The sequence below is a fragment of the Brevibacillus sp. FSL K6-6036 genome (genome assembly GCF_037964015.1).
GTDB lineage: Bacteria > Bacillota > Bacilli > Brevibacillales > Brevibacillaceae > Brevibacillus > Brevibacillus borstelensis.
Map to the genome: position 1 here is coordinate 2712840 of NZ_CP150173.1, position 16350 is coordinate 2729189.

The 16350-nt window shown below is 48.3% G+C and carries 25 protein-coding genes and 1 pseudogene; 13 read left to right on the forward strand and 13 right to left on the reverse strand.

What is annotated here, in order from left to right; genetic code table 11:
- Position 1 precedes the first annotated feature (1 nt).
- From NST37_RS13590 to NST37_RS13625, 8 genes are all read right to left on the reverse strand, one after another.
- Positions 2 to 364, reverse strand: a complete 363-nt coding sequence (locus NST37_RS13590; RefSeq protein ID WP_003390505.1) for a DUF2085 domain-containing protein — start codon at positions 362 to 364, stop codon at positions 2 to 4.
- Entirely contained in the window at positions 361 to 615 is a 255-nt protein-coding gene (locus NST37_RS13595) for a hypothetical protein (RefSeq protein WP_003390507.1), read from the reverse strand. The genes NST37_RS13590 and NST37_RS13595 overlap by 4 nt, the downstream gene beginning before the upstream one ends.
- 168 nt (positions 616 to 783) lie before the next feature.
- The gene (locus NST37_RS13600) at positions 784 to 1296 is read right to left on the reverse strand and encodes an ACT domain-containing protein (RefSeq protein WP_039070320.1); all 513 of its coding nucleotides are present in this window, start codon (positions 1294 to 1296) and stop codon (positions 784 to 786) included.
- A gap of 27 nt (positions 1297 to 1323) precedes the next feature.
- The gene (locus NST37_RS13605; RefSeq protein ID WP_003390509.1) at positions 1324 to 1650 is read right to left on the reverse strand and encodes a hypothetical protein; all 327 of its coding nucleotides are present in this window, start codon (positions 1648 to 1650) and stop codon (positions 1324 to 1326) included.
- Positions 1651 to 1672: 22 nt separating this feature from the next.
- Positions 1673 to 2785: a tRNA 2-thiouridine(34) synthase MnmA gene (mnmA, locus tag NST37_RS13610; RefSeq protein ID WP_003390510.1), complete on the reverse strand. Its 1113-nt coding sequence runs from the start codon at positions 2783 to 2785 to the stop codon at positions 1673 to 1675.
- 113 nt (positions 2786 to 2898) lie between these two features.
- Positions 2899 to 3120, reverse strand: coding sequence for a small acid-soluble spore protein Tlp (gene tlp, locus NST37_RS13615; RefSeq protein WP_003390511.1), 222 nt, complete (start codon positions 3118 to 3120; stop codon positions 2899 to 2901).
- Between the two features lie 188 nt (positions 3121 to 3308).
- Positions 3309 to 3659, reverse strand: a complete 351-nt coding sequence (locus NST37_RS13620; RefSeq protein WP_039070319.1) for a DUF952 domain-containing protein — start codon at positions 3657 to 3659, stop codon at positions 3309 to 3311.
- Between the two features lie 96 nt (positions 3660 to 3755).
- A complete protein-coding gene (locus NST37_RS13625; RefSeq protein WP_003390513.1) occupies positions 3756 to 3998 on the reverse strand; it encodes a hypothetical protein in 243 nt (80 codons plus the stop codon).
- Positions 3999 to 4235: 237 nt separating this feature from the next.
- On the opposite strand from NST37_RS13625, the gene NST37_RS13630 reads away from it, so the two are divergent.
- A complete protein-coding gene (locus NST37_RS13630) occupies positions 4236 to 4982 on the forward strand; it encodes a TIGR02206 family membrane protein (protein WP_339185513.1) in 747 nt (248 codons plus the stop codon).
- 13 nt (positions 4983 to 4995) lie between these two features.
- On the opposite strand, the gene NST37_RS13635 is transcribed toward NST37_RS13630, so the two are convergent.
- Positions 4996 to 5391, reverse strand: coding sequence for an MmcQ/YjbR family DNA-binding protein (locus NST37_RS13635; RefSeq protein WP_122959028.1), 396 nt, complete (start codon positions 5389 to 5391; stop codon positions 4996 to 4998).
- Positions 5392 to 5510: 119 nt separating this feature from the next.
- Here NST37_RS13635 and NST37_RS13640 point away from each other — a divergent pair, with 119 nt between their 5' ends.
- The 3 genes from NST37_RS13640 (at position 5511) to NST37_RS13650 (ending at position 7208) form a co-directional block, all read left to right on the forward strand.
- Positions 5511 to 5726: a hypothetical protein gene (locus NST37_RS13640; RefSeq protein WP_122959027.1), complete on the forward strand. Its 216-nt coding sequence runs from the start codon at positions 5511 to 5513 to the stop codon at positions 5724 to 5726.
- Positions 5727 to 6048: 322 nt separating this feature from the next.
- A complete protein-coding gene (locus NST37_RS13645; RefSeq protein WP_035979385.1) occupies positions 6049 to 6297 on the forward strand; it encodes a hypothetical protein in 249 nt (82 codons plus the stop codon).
- A 77-nt stretch (positions 6298 to 6374) separates the two neighbouring features.
- Positions 6375 to 7208, forward strand: a complete 834-nt coding sequence (locus tag NST37_RS13650; RefSeq protein WP_339185515.1) for an alpha/beta hydrolase — start codon at positions 6375 to 6377, stop codon at positions 7206 to 7208.
- 133 nt (positions 7209 to 7341) lie between these two features.
- On the opposite strand, the gene NST37_RS13655 is transcribed toward NST37_RS13650, so the two are convergent.
- Positions 7342 to 7536, reverse strand: coding sequence for a hypothetical protein (locus NST37_RS13655; RefSeq protein WP_003390520.1), 195 nt, complete (start codon positions 7534 to 7536; stop codon positions 7342 to 7344).
- Positions 7537 to 7732: 196 nt separating this feature from the next.
- Between NST37_RS13655 and NST37_RS13660 the strand changes: the two genes are divergently transcribed.
- Positions 7733 to 8080 (forward strand): MmcQ/YjbR family DNA-binding protein, encoded by a 348-nt coding sequence (locus tag NST37_RS13660; RefSeq protein WP_003390521.1) that lies wholly within the window; start codon positions 7733 to 7735, stop codon positions 8078 to 8080.
- Between the two features lie 251 nt (positions 8081 to 8331).
- Here NST37_RS13660 and NST37_RS13665 read toward each other — a convergent pair whose 3' ends face one another.
- A complete protein-coding gene (locus NST37_RS13665) occupies positions 8332 to 8604 on the reverse strand; it encodes a hypothetical protein (RefSeq protein ID WP_339185516.1) in 273 nt (90 codons plus the stop codon).
- A 205-nt stretch (positions 8605 to 8809) separates the two neighbouring features.
- On the opposite strand from NST37_RS13665, the gene NST37_RS13670 reads away from it, so the two are divergent.
- Together NST37_RS13670 and NST37_RS13675 are read left to right on the forward strand one after the other, a co-directional pair.
- On the forward strand, positions 8810 to 10411 hold the full coding sequence (locus NST37_RS13670) for a hypothetical protein (RefSeq protein WP_339185518.1): 1602 nt from the start codon (positions 8810 to 8812) through the stop codon (positions 10409 to 10411).
- 140 nt (positions 10412 to 10551) lie between these two features.
- On the forward strand, positions 10552 to 10770 hold the full coding sequence (locus NST37_RS13675) for a hypothetical protein (RefSeq protein WP_003390524.1): 219 nt from the start codon (positions 10552 to 10554) through the stop codon (positions 10768 to 10770).
- A gap of 71 nt (positions 10771 to 10841) precedes the next feature.
- Here the strand turns inward: NST37_RS13675 and NST37_RS13680 are convergent, their stop codons facing one another.
- Positions 10842 to 11672: a prohibitin family protein gene (locus tag NST37_RS13680; protein WP_024983643.1), complete on the reverse strand. Its 831-nt coding sequence runs from the start codon at positions 11670 to 11672 to the stop codon at positions 10842 to 10844.
- Between the two features lie 563 nt (positions 11673 to 12235).
- Here NST37_RS13680 and NST37_RS13685 point away from each other — a divergent pair.
- The 6 genes and pseudogenes from NST37_RS13685 (at position 12236) to NST37_RS13710 (ending at position 15906) form a co-directional block, all read left to right on the forward strand.
- On the forward strand, positions 12236 to 12616 hold the full coding sequence (locus NST37_RS13685; protein WP_024983645.1) for a hypothetical protein: 381 nt from the start codon (positions 12236 to 12238) through the stop codon (positions 12614 to 12616).
- A gap of 664 nt (positions 12617 to 13280) precedes the next feature.
- Positions 13281 to 13628 carry a DUF2512 family protein gene (locus NST37_RS13690; RefSeq protein WP_024983646.1) on the forward strand — a complete coding sequence of 116 codons (348 nt, stop codon included), beginning with the start codon at positions 13281 to 13283 and terminating at the stop codon, positions 13626 to 13628.
- Between the two features lie 246 nt (positions 13629 to 13874).
- Positions 13875 to 14198, forward strand: a pseudogene (locus NST37_RS13695) (MOSC domain-containing protein); the annotation flags it as partial.
- Between the two features lie 51 nt (positions 14199 to 14249).
- Positions 14250 to 14810, forward strand: coding sequence for a GNAT family N-acetyltransferase (locus NST37_RS13700; protein WP_003390532.1), 561 nt, complete (start codon positions 14250 to 14252; stop codon positions 14808 to 14810).
- Positions 14811 to 14993: 183 nt separating this feature from the next.
- Positions 14994 to 15332: a hypothetical protein gene (locus tag NST37_RS13705; RefSeq protein ID WP_003390533.1), complete on the forward strand. Its 339-nt coding sequence runs from the start codon at positions 14994 to 14996 to the stop codon at positions 15330 to 15332.
- A gap of 397 nt (positions 15333 to 15729) precedes the next feature.
- Positions 15730 to 15906 (forward strand): hypothetical protein, encoded by a 177-nt coding sequence (locus tag NST37_RS13710; RefSeq protein WP_170208387.1) that lies wholly within the window; start codon positions 15730 to 15732, stop codon positions 15904 to 15906.
- A gap of 151 nt (positions 15907 to 16057) precedes the next feature.
- Here the strand turns inward: NST37_RS13710 and NST37_RS13715 are convergent, their stop codons facing one another.
- Positions 16058 to 16225 carry a hypothetical protein gene (locus tag NST37_RS13715; protein ID WP_197029776.1) on the reverse strand — a complete coding sequence of 56 codons (168 nt, stop codon included), beginning with the start codon at positions 16223 to 16225 and terminating at the stop codon, positions 16058 to 16060.
- Between the last annotated feature and the right edge of the window lie 125 nt (positions 16226 to 16350).

A 16350-nucleotide genomic window follows, 5' to 3' on the forward strand; every position in this document is an offset into this window, starting at 1 on the left:
GTTAGGACAGCCTCAGCAGCAGCCACTCCAGCAAGATGCGCGAGACTCCTGCCACAAATACGGACTGGCCCATTCCACTGAGTAATCCGGTGACCACTCGCAGAACATTGTTGCTCTCCCGCCACTTCCAATACTGTGTACAGCCGTCGATCAGCATTGGCACCTGCAGCAGGACGCCTGCGAACCAAGGAATTGTCAAAGGAAGGAGCAATAACAGCGGCAATGCTGAATACCCAGTCAATATGGCGCTGCAGCGGGCACATAGCGGAAGCCGCTTCCCTCTGACAACCAGCGACCGGGAAGGCATCCGATGGCATGGAATAAAGGACAGGGATCTGATCCTGGCGAACAACCCTTCCTTCATGGCGTCCCCGCTCCGCAGCCGCAGTCCGGCAAACAGTCACAATCCGGTATGGAGCCCGCCCCGCAGTCGACAAAGCCGCAATCCCAGGACGAACACTTTTTGCGTTTGGCCGGATAGGCCACCAGCAGAAAAACGATCAGTCCAATCCCGGCAACGATGAAAACGACTCCCCACGCGACAACATGATTTACGAGCAGCCCGACACCCGTAATCAGGCAGATTAAGGCGGCCATTACTCCTATAAAAAACAACCCGACCCCTCCTTGCTGCACCCATTTTATCACAAAGGAGGGAAAACCACCCACATCTCCAGACGGTTCTTTTATCGGTCATTGGCGGTCGTTGGCAGTCGTAACTTCCGCGGCGCTATTTTAAGAAAAACAAAGGCCCTGCCATACCACGACAGGGCCAACATTCAATTATTTCAGCGAAAACACTTTTGCGATCTGCGGCAGTGTTTCGATCGCCGCTGCTACTTCCGAGGAGATCTCTTCATCGGTTATGGAAACGAGCAGAGCATTTTTCCCCTTTTGTTCCCGTGAGACGTTCAGCTTCGAGATGTTGATTTGATTATCGGCCAAAATCCGCGAAACGTCGTAGATGACTCCCGGGTAGTCGATATGGTACACCAGCAGGCCGTGGGAGCCGGGAGGTATCCGGCAGGGACAATAATTGATCTCGCTGATGTACACCTCTCGCCAATCCTGGGCAATCGTATACTTATTGGCGCCCATTCGGATAATCGCCAGGTGATTTGCGTATTCCCCAGAGCTTGTCTGGACAGCAGCCGAGCCTCCCAATCCTTCTGTGAGGGCCCCCCCGATCTCGTCCCTGTTTTCGTGGGACAAAATGGAGATAGACGCATTCTCCGTCTCTGCTTCCAGTCTGCGTATCAGGCGGGCTAATTCAAGCAAGTCTTCTCTGTTCGACATGGTCCTTATCACGTCCTACTCTCATCATTACTCAGGAAAAATCCACTCTTCTTTCTCTTTTATTATAGAGGATTGATTGTCGGAGCGGTACCATGCCGTTTGGGTCTTTCCCTCTATTTCAAAATCAATTTTGTAAATGGTATTCCCCTTGCCGCTCTCCGTAAAAGGACTTTCATCCTTGGGAACGACCGTAATGTGCTGCACCTTTCCGCCTTTTGCCTCGATGACATCATTGATGACAGCGACATGCTCCTTGCCCAGGGAGTACATGCCGAAATAGGCGAGCAAGGCCAGCAAAACTGCTCCTCCCAAAAAAATCAAGATCATGACTTTTGATTTCTTTGTCGCTTCCACGTCCGATTCCCCAATCCCTCAATTATTTCCCTGTGTCCAGCGGAGTGACCTTGTCGATTGTCCCTCCACCCAAACATTCTTCTCCGTTGTAAAAGACCACAGCTTGTCCGGGAGTAACCGCTTTTTGCGGCTTGTCAAACACAACTTCTACTGTATGATCATCGCGGATGTGCACCGTAACCTGCTGATCAGGCTGTCTGTAACGGAATTTTGCCGTACAGGTGAATGTCGAGATCGGCTTCCGATCGCTGATCCAGTTCACATCCGTAGAAACAAGACTGGTCGAGAACATTCTCGGATGGTCTGCCCCTTCTGCAACGATCAGCACATTCCGCTCCAAATCTTTATCCACCACAAACCACGGTTCTCCTGTCTTGCCATGGCCGCCGCCAATCCCAAGACCTTGCCGTTGTCCGAGGGTATAGTACATCAACCCGTCATGGCGCCCGACAACATCGCCGTCAACCGATTCGATATTGCCTGGCTTTGCCGGCAGGTAGTTTTGCAGAAATTCCCGGAAGTTGCGCTCGCCGATAAAGCAGATACCGGTGCTGTCTTTTTTCTTTGCTGTCGCAAGGCCAGCCTTCACGGCGATTTCCCGAACCTCGGGCTTGCTCATATGGCCGATCGGAAACATCGTTTTGGAAAGCTGCTTCTGATTGAGCGCATTGAGAAAATACGTCTGATCCTTATTGGTGTCCTTTCCGCGGATCAGCTTGTATTCGCCGTCCTGGAATTTGACCTGGGCGTAATGCCCGGTCGCAATGTAATCTGCCCCCAAGTCCATAACCTTGGTCAACAGCTCGCCGAATTTGATTTCCCTGTTGCACATGACATCCGGATTGGGTGTCCGCCCGCGGCGGTATTCATCGAGAAAATACTGGAAGACTTTTTCCATATACTCTTTTTCGAAATTGACCGTATAGTACGGAATTCCGATCTGGTCGCAAACGCGTCGCACGTCCTGAAAGTCTTCTTCCGCTGTGCAGTGGCCGAATTCATCGGTATCGTCCCAGTTTTTCATGAAGATGCCGATCACATCATACCCCTGTTGCTTTAACAGGTATGCTGTCACGGAAGAATCGACCCCTCCAGACATGCCGACGACGACACGTGTATCTTCTGGTCTTTTCATGGTCGTTCTCCTCACTGTGAATTTGTTCCTCTACAGATTATCATGTTTCACAAAACAATTCATGTATTCTTGCGCGAAAACGCCTGCCGAAGTGTCCGGCAGGCGCAAGTTTTTTATTCCATTTGCGAAGCCTCGTCTTTTATTTCGGAGCGGAAGTCTTCAATGCTCTCTTCCCTGCGTTCGTTTTTTTGCTGCAGGTTCGCTTTTTCCTCCGCGGAAATCTCATCGCCGTGCGCGTTGAGATAATCGCGTGTCTCGCGCATGTTCTCCATGCTGTTTTGAATCATTTCTTGCAGCTTTTCAACATTATCCGAGCGGTTGTCTGGTTTGGCCATACGGCACACTCCTTTGCAGGTATGATTCCATGTCCTTACCATTTTGCGCCCGGACGGGACACTTTATGTACAGATACATGTGTCCCTTTCCATGCAGTCTCCTGACTATTCAGCGGGCCTCGGTCCAGCGTCCATGCCGGATTCCGAAACAGTCATCAACGGCTTCACCGCAGCATCTGCCGAAACACTTATCCAACCACCCCCGCTACTCCCCAGTTCCCGTCTGTCCTTTTCATTTCGCGAATTTCCAGGATCGCGTCCTTGTTCAGAGGGCCGTATATATGCGGATACAACAGACCGTCCTTCGCTTGTTCATACTTGACCGGCGAGGCAATCTTTTGCTCCTGTATGACCAATACGTACAGCTTATCCGTAAAATCCTTGTATACGCGATTGGCGACTTTACCCAGGAGCTCCTCACTCTTGGTCGCATGGATAAAGCCTTCCTGCTCATAATCACGCGGGAGGTATGTCTCCTTTCCCTCCCATGTTTCCCAATAGGATTTAGGTACCAGACAATAGATGATATCCACTTGCATATTCCCCTTTCTGTTTGCACGATAGGCAGCGTGTCCCGACGATTCTCTATGGGAACCTTCTGTATACGCAAGCGCCAGAAGGCCCCCCGTCGGCCATCAGCCCCGAAGCGCCTTGTCAATGTGACGAATTGCCTTTAGATAGGCCATCTCATCGAGCCTGTTTTGATCATGTCGCCATTGAATATAATTTCGCAATGAATGCAGATCAACCCATGCATCCCTGGCTTGCGGGTTGTTCCCGGGAACTTCTCCCGTTATTTCTCCTTCCCGTACCAGCTTGGCCATCTCGGCCGGATGCATTCCGATTTGATACGCGATATGATACAGAGCGGTTTTCATTGAGCCTCCCGGTGTGTACATGTGGCGTTTCTTTTTTCTCGTATCTATTCTGCCAATCTTTTTTCCGCTTGCCAAGGCAGTGTTTGTTTTACTGCTTTTCACACTTCCCATTTGAGCATTTCGTATGATCTACTATTGGAAACAGAGGAAAAACTTTCTATAATACTTCTATTCGCTGATTTGCTCGAAAGCATGCAAGCAGCCTATCTAACAGATTCGCTTGGGGGAAAATCCATCATGTCCGATCTCTTGTCCTATACGATTCAAGGCGAGCCCTTTATGCTGTTTTCGGTCTCCCACCTTGTTGCACTTGCTCTATTCGTGCTTTCCGTACTTGCTCTCTATTTGCTTCGCGATCGATTGCGGACATCTGATACAGAAAAACGGGTCCGGTATTCTCTGGCAGGGCTGCTGCTCTTCACCGAAGTAACCTTTCAGCTGTGGCACGTCTATACAGGGAGTTGGTCTGCCGCTTATACGCTGCCTTTGCAGCTCTGCAGCATTTCCTTGTTGTTTTCCATCGCGATGCTGATGTTCCGGAGCTACCGGATTTATGAGTTCACCTATTTCCTCGGTCTCGGAGGAGCCCTTCAGGCGATGCTGACGCCTGAGCTGTTCTACCCGTTTCCACATTTTCGTTTTTTTCACTTTTTTCTGGCTCACGCAGCCATCATACTTGCTTGCCTGTACATGACGTGGGTGGCGGATTATCGTCCCACCATTCGCTCTTATTGGAAGGCTCTCGGTGTTTTGAATCTCCTTTTGCCCATCGTACTGCTTGCTAACAGCGTGACCGGAGGCAATTACATGTTCGTCTCGCAAAAGCCTGCCAATCCGAGCCTCCTGGATTACCTCGGTCCCTATCCCTGGTATATCCTTTCGCTTGAAGGTGTGGCTGCCTTGCTCTTTTTTCTGCTTTACCTGCCGTTTTATGCTCAGAGCAAAAGGGACCGGAAGCCGTCGCAGCCAGGGGCTTCTGTGTAGTCCCTTTTTTGTGTCATCTGCGTTGTCCCTGCTGTTCTCGGTAAAGCTTCGCCAGACGCTTCGGCGCGGTCCGCAGGTAGCCTTCTTGGATCAAGCCTTCGATTTCCTCCCAGTCTGGAGTGGTAGATCCGCTTACCGATACCCATCCGTGCTGCCCGATATACGGTGTCTTGGTGTAGCCGCCCTTATGCAGCAGCAGCTCCTGTGTATGGGGAGTTGTCTTGAGCGAAAAAGAAGCCTCTAGCCCGCGCTCACCGAGCATGACAAAAGGCTTGTCTCCCACACGGAAGGTTGTATGTCCAAAGAAGTCTACTTTTTCCTGCAACTCGGGAAATTGCGTGCAAATCGTTCGTAGACGCTCCAAAAGCGCAAGTCCCGCTGGCGTTTCCACCTGTTTATGCTTGTCCATGCCATCTTCTTCTCCTTTCACGAGTACGCTTTTTTTGGTTCATTCGACAACCGCCAACGAGGGGCTACCATGTCCGATCCTGTTTTGTGGTAAAATGAACCACAAGGAGGTGTTTTCATTTGAAGAATGAAAAACGACCAGCCGATGATCCTCCTCAACGGGAAAATGAGTCCTTCAACAGCGTTGTCGACCACTACCGAAACATTGTCGGAACACCTTCGAAACCTATCGACATGGAAAGCATGCCGAAGCCGCTTAAATGGTTTGGCTATATTGTCTTTGGCATTCTCTTGACAGGCAGCCTGCTTCTCCTCATCGCCTTTCTGATTACGTGAGACTCCCATGAAAGGAAAACGATCAAAAGCGCTTCGATCATCTTGACTCGCCTCTGCCCCCAGCCTTGACCGTTTAACAAGATGAGCTTAGCCTACACGTTTTGGGGAGAATCTTCAATCACCTTTCAATTCCCTTCTTGTGTATGACACTCAGTTTTTCAGGAAGCCTTGATGTACTGCATACAAAACAAGCACTATCCGTCCGACGATTCCACAGATTTCCGAAATAGGCAAACTGCGATTTTGCGAAGTTTGGAGCAGTCTTTTCTATGAATCGTAGAGGTCCAAAAGATTGCTGTCAACGGGCTTTTAGAACGGAGGTATGAGAAGTGATTGGGAAGCTCTTTCTGGGGGCCTTGCTATTGGTTTGGACATTTGCGGAATTTTTCTTTACGCCATGTGCATCGAAGAAAAGAGAACGCTTGTTGTTTTTCCTCGTCCTGTTGGCGATCAGCGGGGGGATATACTTCCTGTTCTTGTAGGTACTCAATTGTTTGAAGAATCGTTCGTCCGCTACCGAAAACGGCGCACGGAAAAACATGATTTCAAATACGAAAACCTGCTTCTTTGAATCGACAGCAGCTATCCAACTCCGCTTTTATACCGGAATCCGGTAATCAAACGAAACATGGGATCAGGTGATGAACTGTGGCCTCCAACTGGAAGGATACCATCTCTTACGCTAGCTACGGGGAAGGAAAACCGCTTGTCGTCTTGCATGCTCTCGGAACAGACCACCGGGCCATGCAGGCATGGATGGAGCCCCTTTTTGCCAATCGGCCAGGCTGGCAGCGCATCTATATCGATCTGCCGGCGCACGGACACAGCCATGTAAAAGAATGGGTAACGACCTCAGAGGATATTCTCCATGTCATTCTGGGCTTTTTGGACGACTTCATACCCGAGAAGCGTTTTACCCTGGCAGGCAAGTCCTACGGCGGTTATATCGCCCAAGGCATTTATGCAAAAAGAAAAGAGCTTCTGGACGGTTTTTTCCTCCTCGCACCCGCTCTTCACTTACAGAAACGCACCCTGCCTGACAAGACAATTCTACGACAAGATGAGGAGATGCTCCATGATCTCCATCCGGATATACGAACAGCATTCGAAACGCTGATGGTTGTCCAAACCAGGGAGAATCTCACTCGATTCCTGGAAGAGGTGCAGCCGGGCCGTCTGCTGGCAGACCGAGACTTTCTCACATCCGAATGGCGTACCAAAGGCTATTTTTTCTCACTTGATCCCTTAGACAGCACGAGTCTCTTCACCGCTCCTACCTTGTTTCTTCTCGGACGGCAGGATGCCATTTGCGGCTACAGCGATCATTGGTCAATGCTCGAACATTTTCCGCATGCCACTTTTTCGATTCTTGACAGCGTTGGTCATATGCTGGAGATTGAAAAGCGGCAATTGGTTCAAACGCTTTGCGGCGACTGGCTTGATCGTGTAGAGCATTTCGTTCAAAAAAACTCGCTTGGTTGATTTCTTGTATTTCCCCCATCATTCTGATAATGGAGTGATCGAAGTGAAATACTGCATGCATTGCGAGAAGACTGATGGTAAATCGGGGAGGGGCACGTTCGTGTGCATAGACGCACTTCCCCCTCCCGCCACTTTACTCATCCTCAGATGACTCCACATGCTGCCGGATAAACGCCTCCGCTGATTCATCCAACATGTACTCCCTCTTCGGGTCTTCATTTACATCGGAATCAACTTCCTGCTCGGTAATATATGGAGTATCCATGTTTTGCTTGGTGATCAACAGATTGATTTGCGGCTGTTGGTCATTACGTTCATCCTTGGGCATTCCCATTCTCCTCTTCTATGTAGGCTACGAAGCGCTGGGCTTCGCCCGATTTCAAACGATTGCACTCTGTTACTATGTGCCGCTTCTGGTCAAAATATCCGGGATTCTGTTGCCAATGCCAGCATGTTCCAACTATCATGAACAGAGTATCACCTTGTTTACCCATTTTCTCGAAAGCTGAGGGATCCCTATGAATATGCTGGAGCTGAGACAATACTGTCTTGACAAAAAAGGAGCAGCAGAGGATTTTCCGTTTGGTGAGGATATACACGTCATGAAGGTCGGGGGAAAAATGTTTGCCTTGCTTGCAACTGGAGAAAACGGACTGCAGATAAGCTTAAAGTGCGAACCGGATCTTGCCGAGACTTTGCGTTTCCAGTATCAAGCAATCAAACCGGGATACCATCTCAATAAACGTCACTGGAATACAGTTGAAGTGGATGGCACCGTCCCGGAGCAAGAACTGTTGAGCCAAATTGACCTTTCCTATCATTTGGTTTTCAAAGGTCTTCCGAAAGCGAAGCAGCAGCTGATCCACTCGTAAGAAAGGACAAGCATTGCAGTCATGATGTACGGCCTTTTCTTTTCATCATATCTGCTCTGTTACATAAACCAGAAATAACCGCAATGATTCACTTGACAATGAAACATTTCCCTCTCTTTCCCCCGCCCGCAGGCGATAAGCCGATGGATTTCAGCCTGTTTCCCCTGCCTTCAGGTCACCTGTCTATCCACAATTACGTGAACGAGAATATACAGGTATGGTAATCCAAGAAAAAATGGAGAGGATGAAGTTCATGTATTCTTATCCTTGGCGAGGGTCAGGTCAAAGTTCTCAATGGTCACCACAAAGTCCGCAATGGTCCTCACAGAGCCCGTATTGGTCACCACAAAGTCCGCAATGGCCAACTCAACGGGATCAATATCGTCCCCCATCCAGACGCAGATATTGCCCCGATCACTGTCGTTGGTGTCCACCTGAATGCTGCCGCCGTCGTCGAGACAGAGATAGAAGATACTGAGCCTCTTCAACAATCCGGCCAAATAGTCGTGCAAGATCGCTTTCATACTCGTGAATCGTTTTTACGTTAGCTACTACATTTTCATTTGGAGCCACCCAACCGGGATTGGCTCTTTTTTTACGAAAAAAAGAACTTGACCCGTCTATCCTCGGCAAATATTTGAAAGCTTTTCGTCTATACGGGCTGTCTCATCCAGACATAGTATATGTCAGCGCTGCCCACATTGTTTGTAGGGAGGGAAACTAAACAGATTGAGACAAGAACGATCGAAAAAAAATGGCTTCCCAAAAAGAACAGCGACAAAGATCAATTCGCCGCAGAAAGATAAGGGCAGGACATCGCAGAAAAAAGTGGTCAAATCGCTTCGGGTTCGTTCCATCCGGTCTGGAGCTGTCAAAAAGTCGAGCAGAAACGGAAACGTCATCATCGCTGTAACTGGCAAAACGGGTGAAGCGCCCATCAAAGTAATGCCCGCACCCATTCTCAAGAAACGCCGGAGAGTCTATGCATCAGGCAAACACGTGCTGACAAGCAATGCCCGTATCCGTACACGCCAGAAACAGCCGCAATACCGCAGAGCTATTGTTGTTTTGGATAGGTTAGCAAAAAGAGATATTCGTCAAGGGTTCCAAAACATTGTGGACGCGCTCAAGGCGATCGCAGCCAGTCACACATCCGGATATGCTCCACATGAGATCCAGGCCGGTTTGTCCCAGCGGCGGCCGGGAGTATCTCACGTCCAAAACGATATTCGCGTCATAGAGGGTACCTCCATCGCACGCCCTTCGGCTGTAAAAGCCGCTCTCGACATTCTGGTCCAGAATGAAAAAGGAACCAACATCGCGGTATTCGGCACTATGCAGGGAAAATACACACGAAAAGAATATGCACGGATCGGCCGATATGTGGCAATGAAGAAAGTGGATTACCTCTACACGCTCGGTCCGTACGCCAGGTGCATCTCCCGGGCAGCCACTCGCTCCGGTTTTCCCCAAAAACGCGCACGCCACTTTACAAGCAGGATAAAGCTGCACCGCGCTTTAAAAAAGAGGCTCTTGCCCGGCACGACCATTCTCGTAATAGGTTCAAACAAAGCAAAAATAAGCAGGACTTGTGCCTATTTGCGCAGATTGGCCAAAAGCAAAGCAAACGTGTCGGTTGAAGTGCGGCCAAAGAAAAGAAAGATCGCCATGCGAAGCGACAATGATCTTCTAAAGGAAAAAGATCGTGTAAGGGAGGATTCTCTACTGGAAGAAGACTTTGAACAGGAAACAGCAGGATCGGAGGTTGAATCAGCGTTCGAAATGGACTCACAGGTTGAAGAAGGTGACGACCATTCACAATTTGAACCGGATGAGGAGCAGGATACTGAACCTGAAAAGACGGATGAGGTTGAGGATGATGCCGGAGACGGTGACCACGTCGAGGACGATGACAATAACCATTCGATAACCTACGACAGGCGTAAACGAGCGGTCCATAAGAAGAATCAACCGGTTGCAACGAACGACTTGTCAACTGATGGGCTTCTCGTCACAAATGACCTCACGGCGAGCACTGAATCGTATTTTGGCTCTCTTCCGGAAGGATTTGATGCTCGGTCAGAAGATTTTGCTTCTATCCCGGAAGGCATTGATGCTCGGTCAGAAGATTTTGCTTCTATCCCGGAAGGCATTGATGCTCGGTCAGAAGATTTTGCTTCTATCCCGGAAGGCATTGATGCTCAGTCGGAAGATTCTCTCGCGGAAGGCGTTGATGCTCAGTCGGAAGATTCTCTCGCGGAAGACATCGATTCTGTCCCGGATGATTTTCCTCTGACGGCCCAATCCGTTGATCCAGATGATGCTTTATAACAGGGGCACGGCCTACTCTCCTGCGGCTAAAATTGCTCTTCTTGGTGCAAGAAGGGCTTTTTGGTTACATAGATGCAAGAAACTGATGTTTTTATCAAAACCGCATCTTTGGTAATATGAAGAAGAGGAGCGTGATAGCTATGGACAAAGCCTTTTATTACACGGTGGATCACAATCAACTGGAAGAATACAAAAAAATTCTCGATCTGATGAAAATCCCGTATTTCGTCGAGGTACCGGTTGCTCTTTTGCGAAATGGTGCAGATCAGTACGCAATCGTTTTTCCCCATATGTCTGGAAGGCTCTATGAGATGGTGCGAAAGCTTTTTCGCGGGGATGGAACGGCTTATCCGCAGTAATCCACCCCCTATTGCGAAACGACAGAAAAGCCCTTCAGCAATTCTTACGCCAAAGGGCACTGGTTTTGACACTACTTGTTGTCAACGTTAATAAAAGGAGTGGCTCCCCCTGTAACATTTGGCAATTTCCCATCCCAGCGGCGAATCGCTTCCAGTTGGGCTTCGATTTGCCTCAATTGAATCAACTCAGGTGTAACTTCCTGTTTTTGCAGGCGGAGCGCTTCGGCCTGTGCCTGAGCCTTCGTAATTTCCTGCTCCTTCTCGATTTTGATCCGTTCCAAATCAAGCTTTGACTTGAGCGCTTGCTGCTCGGCGACTTGCTTTGCTTCAATCGCACGGTCAAATTCTTCACTGAATTTAAACTCGCGGATGTTGATTTCGTCCAGGACGATGTAATAAGAAGCAAGCTTCTCCTTCAGCACTTCTTTTACTTTTGCACTTACTTCAGAGCGCTTGGAGATCAATTCTTCTGCCGTATATTGTGCTGTTACCGCTTTCAACGCTTCGGCGATTGCAGGATCGACTATCCTGGCAGCGTAATCCATCCCCACCTCCTGATAAAGCCTGTTGACATTATTGCCATCCAGATGATGGTTGACAGCGATGGTTGTTGCCACGGTCTGCAAATCCCGGGAGGCCGAAGTTTGACTGGTCTCTGATTTTTGGACCCGTACCTCCATCGGAATGACCGTTTGAATAAAGGGAATACGGAAATGAAGACCCTCGTCAAAAACTTGCGGTTGAACGGCTCCCAACTGCAATACAACGCCACGATGCCCCGCCTGGATTATCGTTACCGATTGAAAAATGAGGAAACCGATAATGAGAGCGACAATGATGGTCACAATCGTCTTAGGGGCGCCCAATTTGGGATTGAGCTGTGTCACTTTCTGATTTTCCATTCGCATCTCCTTTATGACTGGCTTTATGCTATGTAATACGACAACAGATTTCATAAGTTTCAAAAATTTCACCCTACTCACTATTCGTCGAATGTTTGGTTTGCGGCTCTCGATACAATAGCTCGGCGGTTTTCCTGATCACGGGCAAACAAATAGCCGCCAGTTCTCGCTGAGAAACCTGACGGCAAAAGAGAGATAGACGTGAATAAAAGAGGTACCCTTTTTGACAGCCATATACTTGTCCAAGGTTGCGTTTGCAAAAGAAATCAGGAAGATATAACTACAGTGAAAAAAATTTGCATAGAGCATTTCTTCTATCAAGCGGAACATCATTGTGACTTTCGACTCTGACATGGGTTTTCAAACGAAATCGCCAAGACTGCTTTTTACTTTTTGTACCAAAACACCCTCAAATAAGCTGGAGGAATAAGTAGCGCTTTCACGCAATAACAGCTCTGAGTCCTGTGGTTCGACAATTCGGCTGCCTGATCGCCATGACAGGTACTGTCAGGATCACACGACTTGGTGAATATACCGTGTACCTCGTTGATCATCCTACAGGTATGGAAAAAATAACACCGCTCATCCCCCCGGAAATCAAACAACGAATTGAAGAGGAAATCAACGGTCTCACTTTTACGAAAAACTTTCGCTCTGCAACAGCGGAAGAGTGGTATGTATTTCTGCCTGGCTTTAAAGACCCGTTGACGGAAGGTGCCGCAGGCAAAGTGATCATCCACTACGATCTGTACGGTAACAGGGATGTCTTTATAAACACAACCATCATTTACGATGATCCGTCACTCCATCAGCCGGAGCTCCATCCTCTGGTCTACCAAATATCCGAAGAATTGGTCAATCGTCTGGTTGGCTACGCCGACACATTGCTTTCCGTTCACGCAGGGGCCAATTCCTATCAGGCAGAATATATAGAGCGCACATGAATCATCGCACATTACTCGCCGCCGCCCCCTGCTTTCTCCGTCTGTGTCTAGAGATTCTGCCTTTGAAGCATTGCGTATGAATGGCCGCTCTTTGGCCATATGACGAACTTGCAGTTCAAGACGAGTAGTCCGCTCCGCTTCTTCCTCGCGATGCATCCAATCAACCAGCCGTTTCCCCCATATGATGATAAAAAACACGCAAACGTGGTGAATCCGTATGGGAATGTACAGGGACAGGAAATCAAGAAAGTTTCCTTGTTTTTACGGAAACTGGTGCGGCCCCGGATGCAGTGGCCCTGAACCGCCGATTGATGACGTGGATGCCTGCTGCAGGAAGCATGACTTGTGCTACAAGAAACGAGGATATTTTGCCTGCAGCTGTGACCAAAAAATGCTGAAATGTCTAAAACACAAAAGGAATGCGGACACCGCAGCGGGCAGAAAAGCAATGATGATGTACTTGTATTATCAAAATAGCTTCTGCGACCCAAACAGATAGCCTATGGATGCCAAAAGCTTGACCGCAGCCCTGCCTCTGCCCTCCCCTTTTCGTCCCCTCAAAGCATGGGGGTTTTTCATTGATAATTCTTCCTTGATGGACGAATAACACTGCCGCCAGAAAGAAATAATATTCCCAATGATATTTTGAATGGAGTGGATGGCATTGTATCGCTTTATAGTCAAGCTGGTAATAAATGGTATCATCTTGGTCCCTTTTATTTACTGGTTTACGGAAGCAACCATATGGGCCAGCATTGTCACATCGGTAGGTTTATCGATCATCGCCTACCTGATCGGCGACCAGCTTATCTTGCGCGCTTCGAATAACCTGATCGCAACTGTTTCCGATGCAATCCTGGCAGCTGTCTACTTATGGGCTGTTTCCGCCTTCATGAATTGGAACTTCAGTTTTGGTGAAATGCTTTTTACGGTAGTAGTGCTTGGTGTTGCCGAGTTTTTTTACCACCGCTTTCTGGGAAGAGTCGACGAGCAGGAAAGACAAGGTACGTAAGCTTCGCTTCAGACACAGTATTATTTCGGCAGTGAATCAACAGCCATTTGGCCAAAAGATCCGGGTGAACAAACGAACCCCTGATCTTTTGGCTTTTTTGTTCCCCTCCATAAAGTTCTGTGTATGATGTGCGGCAAATGACTCGCTCTCCCAGCTTCTTCCGGTTACAATGACAACAGGAGGTGTCGTATAGAATGAAACAGACAACGGAGGTAGTAGCGGTCAGCATTTGATGAATTAAAGGGGGCCGGGTTTACTGTCTCTGCCGGGCAGTTGGGAGAGAATATCACAACACGCGGCATTAACCTGCTTGGGCTGCCAGTAGGTACCAGGCTCCGGCTGGGCGAAACGGCGCTTGTAGAGATTACCGGATTACGCAATCCTTGTGCTCAGTTGGACCGCTTCCTGCCAGGTCTGATGGCAGCACTTTTGGATCACGACGAGCATGGCAACCTGATCCGCAAGGCGGGAATCATGGGAATCGTGCTGGCGGACGGAGAAGTTAAGCCTGGCGATCCAATCTGCGTAGAGCTCCCGCCGGAACCGTACCGACCGCTTGATCGCGTCTGAAAAGTCAGGCACCTACACTACAATGAGAAATGGAATGGGAGAGAAATGAAAATGAATCCACTGCTGCTTGATTTCCCGAGTGAATTTTGCACGGATCGGCTGTTAATCCGAATGCCAAAACCAGGAGACGGCAAAGCTGTTTTCCAAGCGATCACCGCTTCTCTCGAAGAGCTAAAGCCTGTGATGCCTTTCGCCCATCATGAACAGACAGAACAGGATGTAGAAATCAGCATCCGTAAATCTCATTTGGATTTTTTGAAACGGGAGGACTTGCGACTTCTGGTATTTCATAAAGAGTCCGGCGATTTTATCGCCTCATCTGGACTCCATCGCATCAATTGGGCCATCCCCAAGTTTGAGATCGGCTACTGGATCGACACCCGCTTTAGCGGAAACGGATACATGACAGAAGCTGTCCAAGGAATTACCGCCTTTGCCTTTGAGGAATTAAAAGCACGGCGTGTGGAAATTCGGTGTGATCCCCAGAACGTGAAAAGTCGTGCCATTCCGGAAAGATTAGGATTTGTACTGGAAGGGATTTTACGCAACGACTTGCTTTCTGTAGACGGAAAGGAATTGAGGGATACCTGTGTGTTTGCCAAAGTAAAATGATGAAAAAGTTCAGTTCCTGGCAGCAGGCTTATGACAGCCTGTTGTTTTTTTGTATATAAAAAGAGCAGTAATGACATCAAGTGGACGTCAAGCAAAGGTACCAAAAAAAGTTGGTACTTTTTTCATTCATGTTCTCTTCGGTTTAATGTTTATAGAAAGCATCCCGAATCGGAGTGAACAGATATGCGTCAATCAAGACTATTCGTTTATTACTATATCGTTCTTTCGGCTGTCTTTTGGTTCGGAAGGTTGTATATCATCGAGGCCTATCATATGAAACAGGGTCCTGTTCCGCAAGAAGCTTTTCACACATTAATCGAATGGGTCAGCCTGTTCGCCTTTTTGTATATCGTCCCGCTGTTGGTAGCTGGATTTGTTGGACTGATCCGCTTTGCGAAAAGTAAAGAGCTTCCCCTGTTTCTCGGCGTACTTCTGAGCCTCTTATATATTCCGCTTGCGATTGGAGCCGGTTTTGTTTTGAATTTCATTTTTATCTTGCTGTTTTATGGATTTGCACCTTGATCGTCGAATTTGATTGGGTAATGACTTATGTGGTAATATTTGCTAAACTAAAAGTAACCTGATTAAGGGGTGATGCCAGTGCTGTATGTTTTCGGCGGATTACTTGTTTTGGTTGGTTTAGCATGGTGTCTAAGCGGATCAATTAGTATGAAAAAGCGGGATGAATACGCTCAAAAGCACTCAATGGACGATTCAATCGCTCACCAGACACTAAGTCAGATGTACAACAATCATCACCATTTCTAATGTCTGCGCGCTCTCTCGGGCGCGTTTTTTAGTATGCATCTCTCTGATATGTATGCGGGATAGAAATGGGCCCCCTTTCCATGACACTCAAGTGTCCCTGTATAACGTCCAAACTTCCTGAAGAGACTAGCTTTTTGAGGGGGTGACTTGGATGGCAGACCGCGTTGAAAAAGGCAAACAGGAAGCAAACCAAACTGAAACAAACACCGTAACCTCTACCCTGGATGAAAGTGAAATCGTCAGGCGTCATCAATACCAGATGTTCCCGACACCAGACGAAGATGAAGCAACGCCAGCAGCTAGGGGAATAACAAAAGTAGATCTCTAACTCTGCAACATGATTCGCGCCTTCACCTAATGCTGTGAAGGTGTTTTTTATGCCGTTCAAAGCAAAGGACCCTCCTTGGTCACAGCCATAAACTCACCGCCGGAGGGCCTGTTTTTGTTTTTCGCTATTCATGTGTTAACTTAGCAGCACGCTAGGCTAATTCATTTACCTTTTCACCCTGTTTTTCGGGCTCTACAGTTCCTTTGCCTGCGTTTTCAGCCAGACTATGCTCCTTTTTTGTCAGGGAATAGCCATGCATATTGCTACCGTCATGTCCCATCTCCTGCTGCTGACTTTTGTCTTCATTGCCTAGAGACATTTCCTTCACCTCCCCTCGCCTTATTGTCTCCAATTGCAAAAAGCTGACCCCATCTGCATGCCTGTCACTGGTTTATACGCCGTGACGAGTCTGTGCAAGACTTTTGGGAAACAGTAAGAAGACCA

Coding starts and splice junctions, on each gene's coding strand:
- NST37_RS13625 (WP_003390513.1), bottom strand. CDS start 3,998: ATGAAAACCGCTCTGTATCATATCGCGTATCAAATCGGAATGCATCCG.
- NST37_RS13645 (WP_035979385.1), top strand. CDS start 6,049: ATGAGAAGTGATTGGGAAGCTCTTTCTGGGGGCCTTGCTATTGGTTTG.
- NST37_RS13665 (WP_339185516.1), bottom strand. CDS start 8,604: ATGAAAGCGATCTTGCACGACTATTTGGCCGGATTGTTGAAGAGGCTC.
- NST37_RS13620 (WP_039070319.1), bottom strand. CDS start 3,659: ATGCAAGTGGATATCATCTATTGTCTGGTACCTAAATCCTATTGGGAA.
- NST37_RS13630 (WP_339185513.1), top strand. CDS start 4,236: ATGTCCGATCTCTTGTCCTATACGATTCAAGGCGAGCCCTTTATGCTG.
- NST37_RS13685 (WP_024983645.1), top strand. CDS start 12,236: ATGGAAAAAATAACACCGCTCATCCCCCCGGAAATCAAACAACGAATT.
- NST37_RS13700 (WP_003390532.1), top strand. CDS start 14,250: ATGAATCCACTGCTGCTTGATTTCCCGAGTGAATTTTGCACGGATCGG.
- NST37_RS13600 (WP_039070320.1), bottom strand. CDS start 1,296: ATGTCGAACAGAGAAGACTTGCTTGAATTAGCCCGCCTGATACGCAGA.
- tlp (WP_003390511.1), bottom strand. CDS start 3,120: ATGGCCAAACCAGACAACCGCTCGGATAATGTTGAAAAGCTGCAAGAA.
- NST37_RS13680 (WP_024983643.1), bottom strand. CDS start 11,672: ATGGAAAATCAGAAAGTGACACAGCTCAATCCCAAATTGGGCGCCCCT.
- NST37_RS13590 (WP_003390505.1), bottom strand. CDS start 364: ATGAAGGAAGGGTTGTTCGCCAGGATCAGATCCCTGTCCTTTATTCCA.
- NST37_RS13655 (WP_003390520.1), bottom strand. CDS start 7,536: ATGCCCAAGGATGAACGTAATGACCAACAGCCGCAAATCAATCTGTTG.
- NST37_RS13675 (WP_003390524.1), top strand. CDS start 10,552: ATGGACAAAGCCTTTTATTACACGGTGGATCACAATCAACTGGAAGAA.
- NST37_RS13710 (WP_170208387.1), top strand. CDS start 15,730: ATGGCAGACCGCGTTGAAAAAGGCAAACAGGAAGCAAACCAAACTGAA.
- NST37_RS13715 (WP_197029776.1), bottom strand. CDS start 16,225: ATGTCTCTAGGCAATGAAGACAAAAGTCAGCAGCAGGAGATGGGACAT.
- NST37_RS13635 (WP_122959028.1), bottom strand. CDS start 5,391: ATGGACAAGCATAAACAGGTGGAAACGCCAGCGGGACTTGCGCTTTTG.
- mnmA (WP_003390510.1), bottom strand. CDS start 2,785: ATGAAAAGACCAGAAGATACACGTGTCGTCGTCGGCATGTCTGGAGGG.
- NST37_RS13660 (WP_003390521.1), top strand. CDS start 7,733: ATGCTGGAGCTGAGACAATACTGTCTTGACAAAAAAGGAGCAGCAGAG.
- NST37_RS13705 (WP_003390533.1), top strand. CDS start 14,994: ATGCGTCAATCAAGACTATTCGTTTATTACTATATCGTTCTTTCGGCT.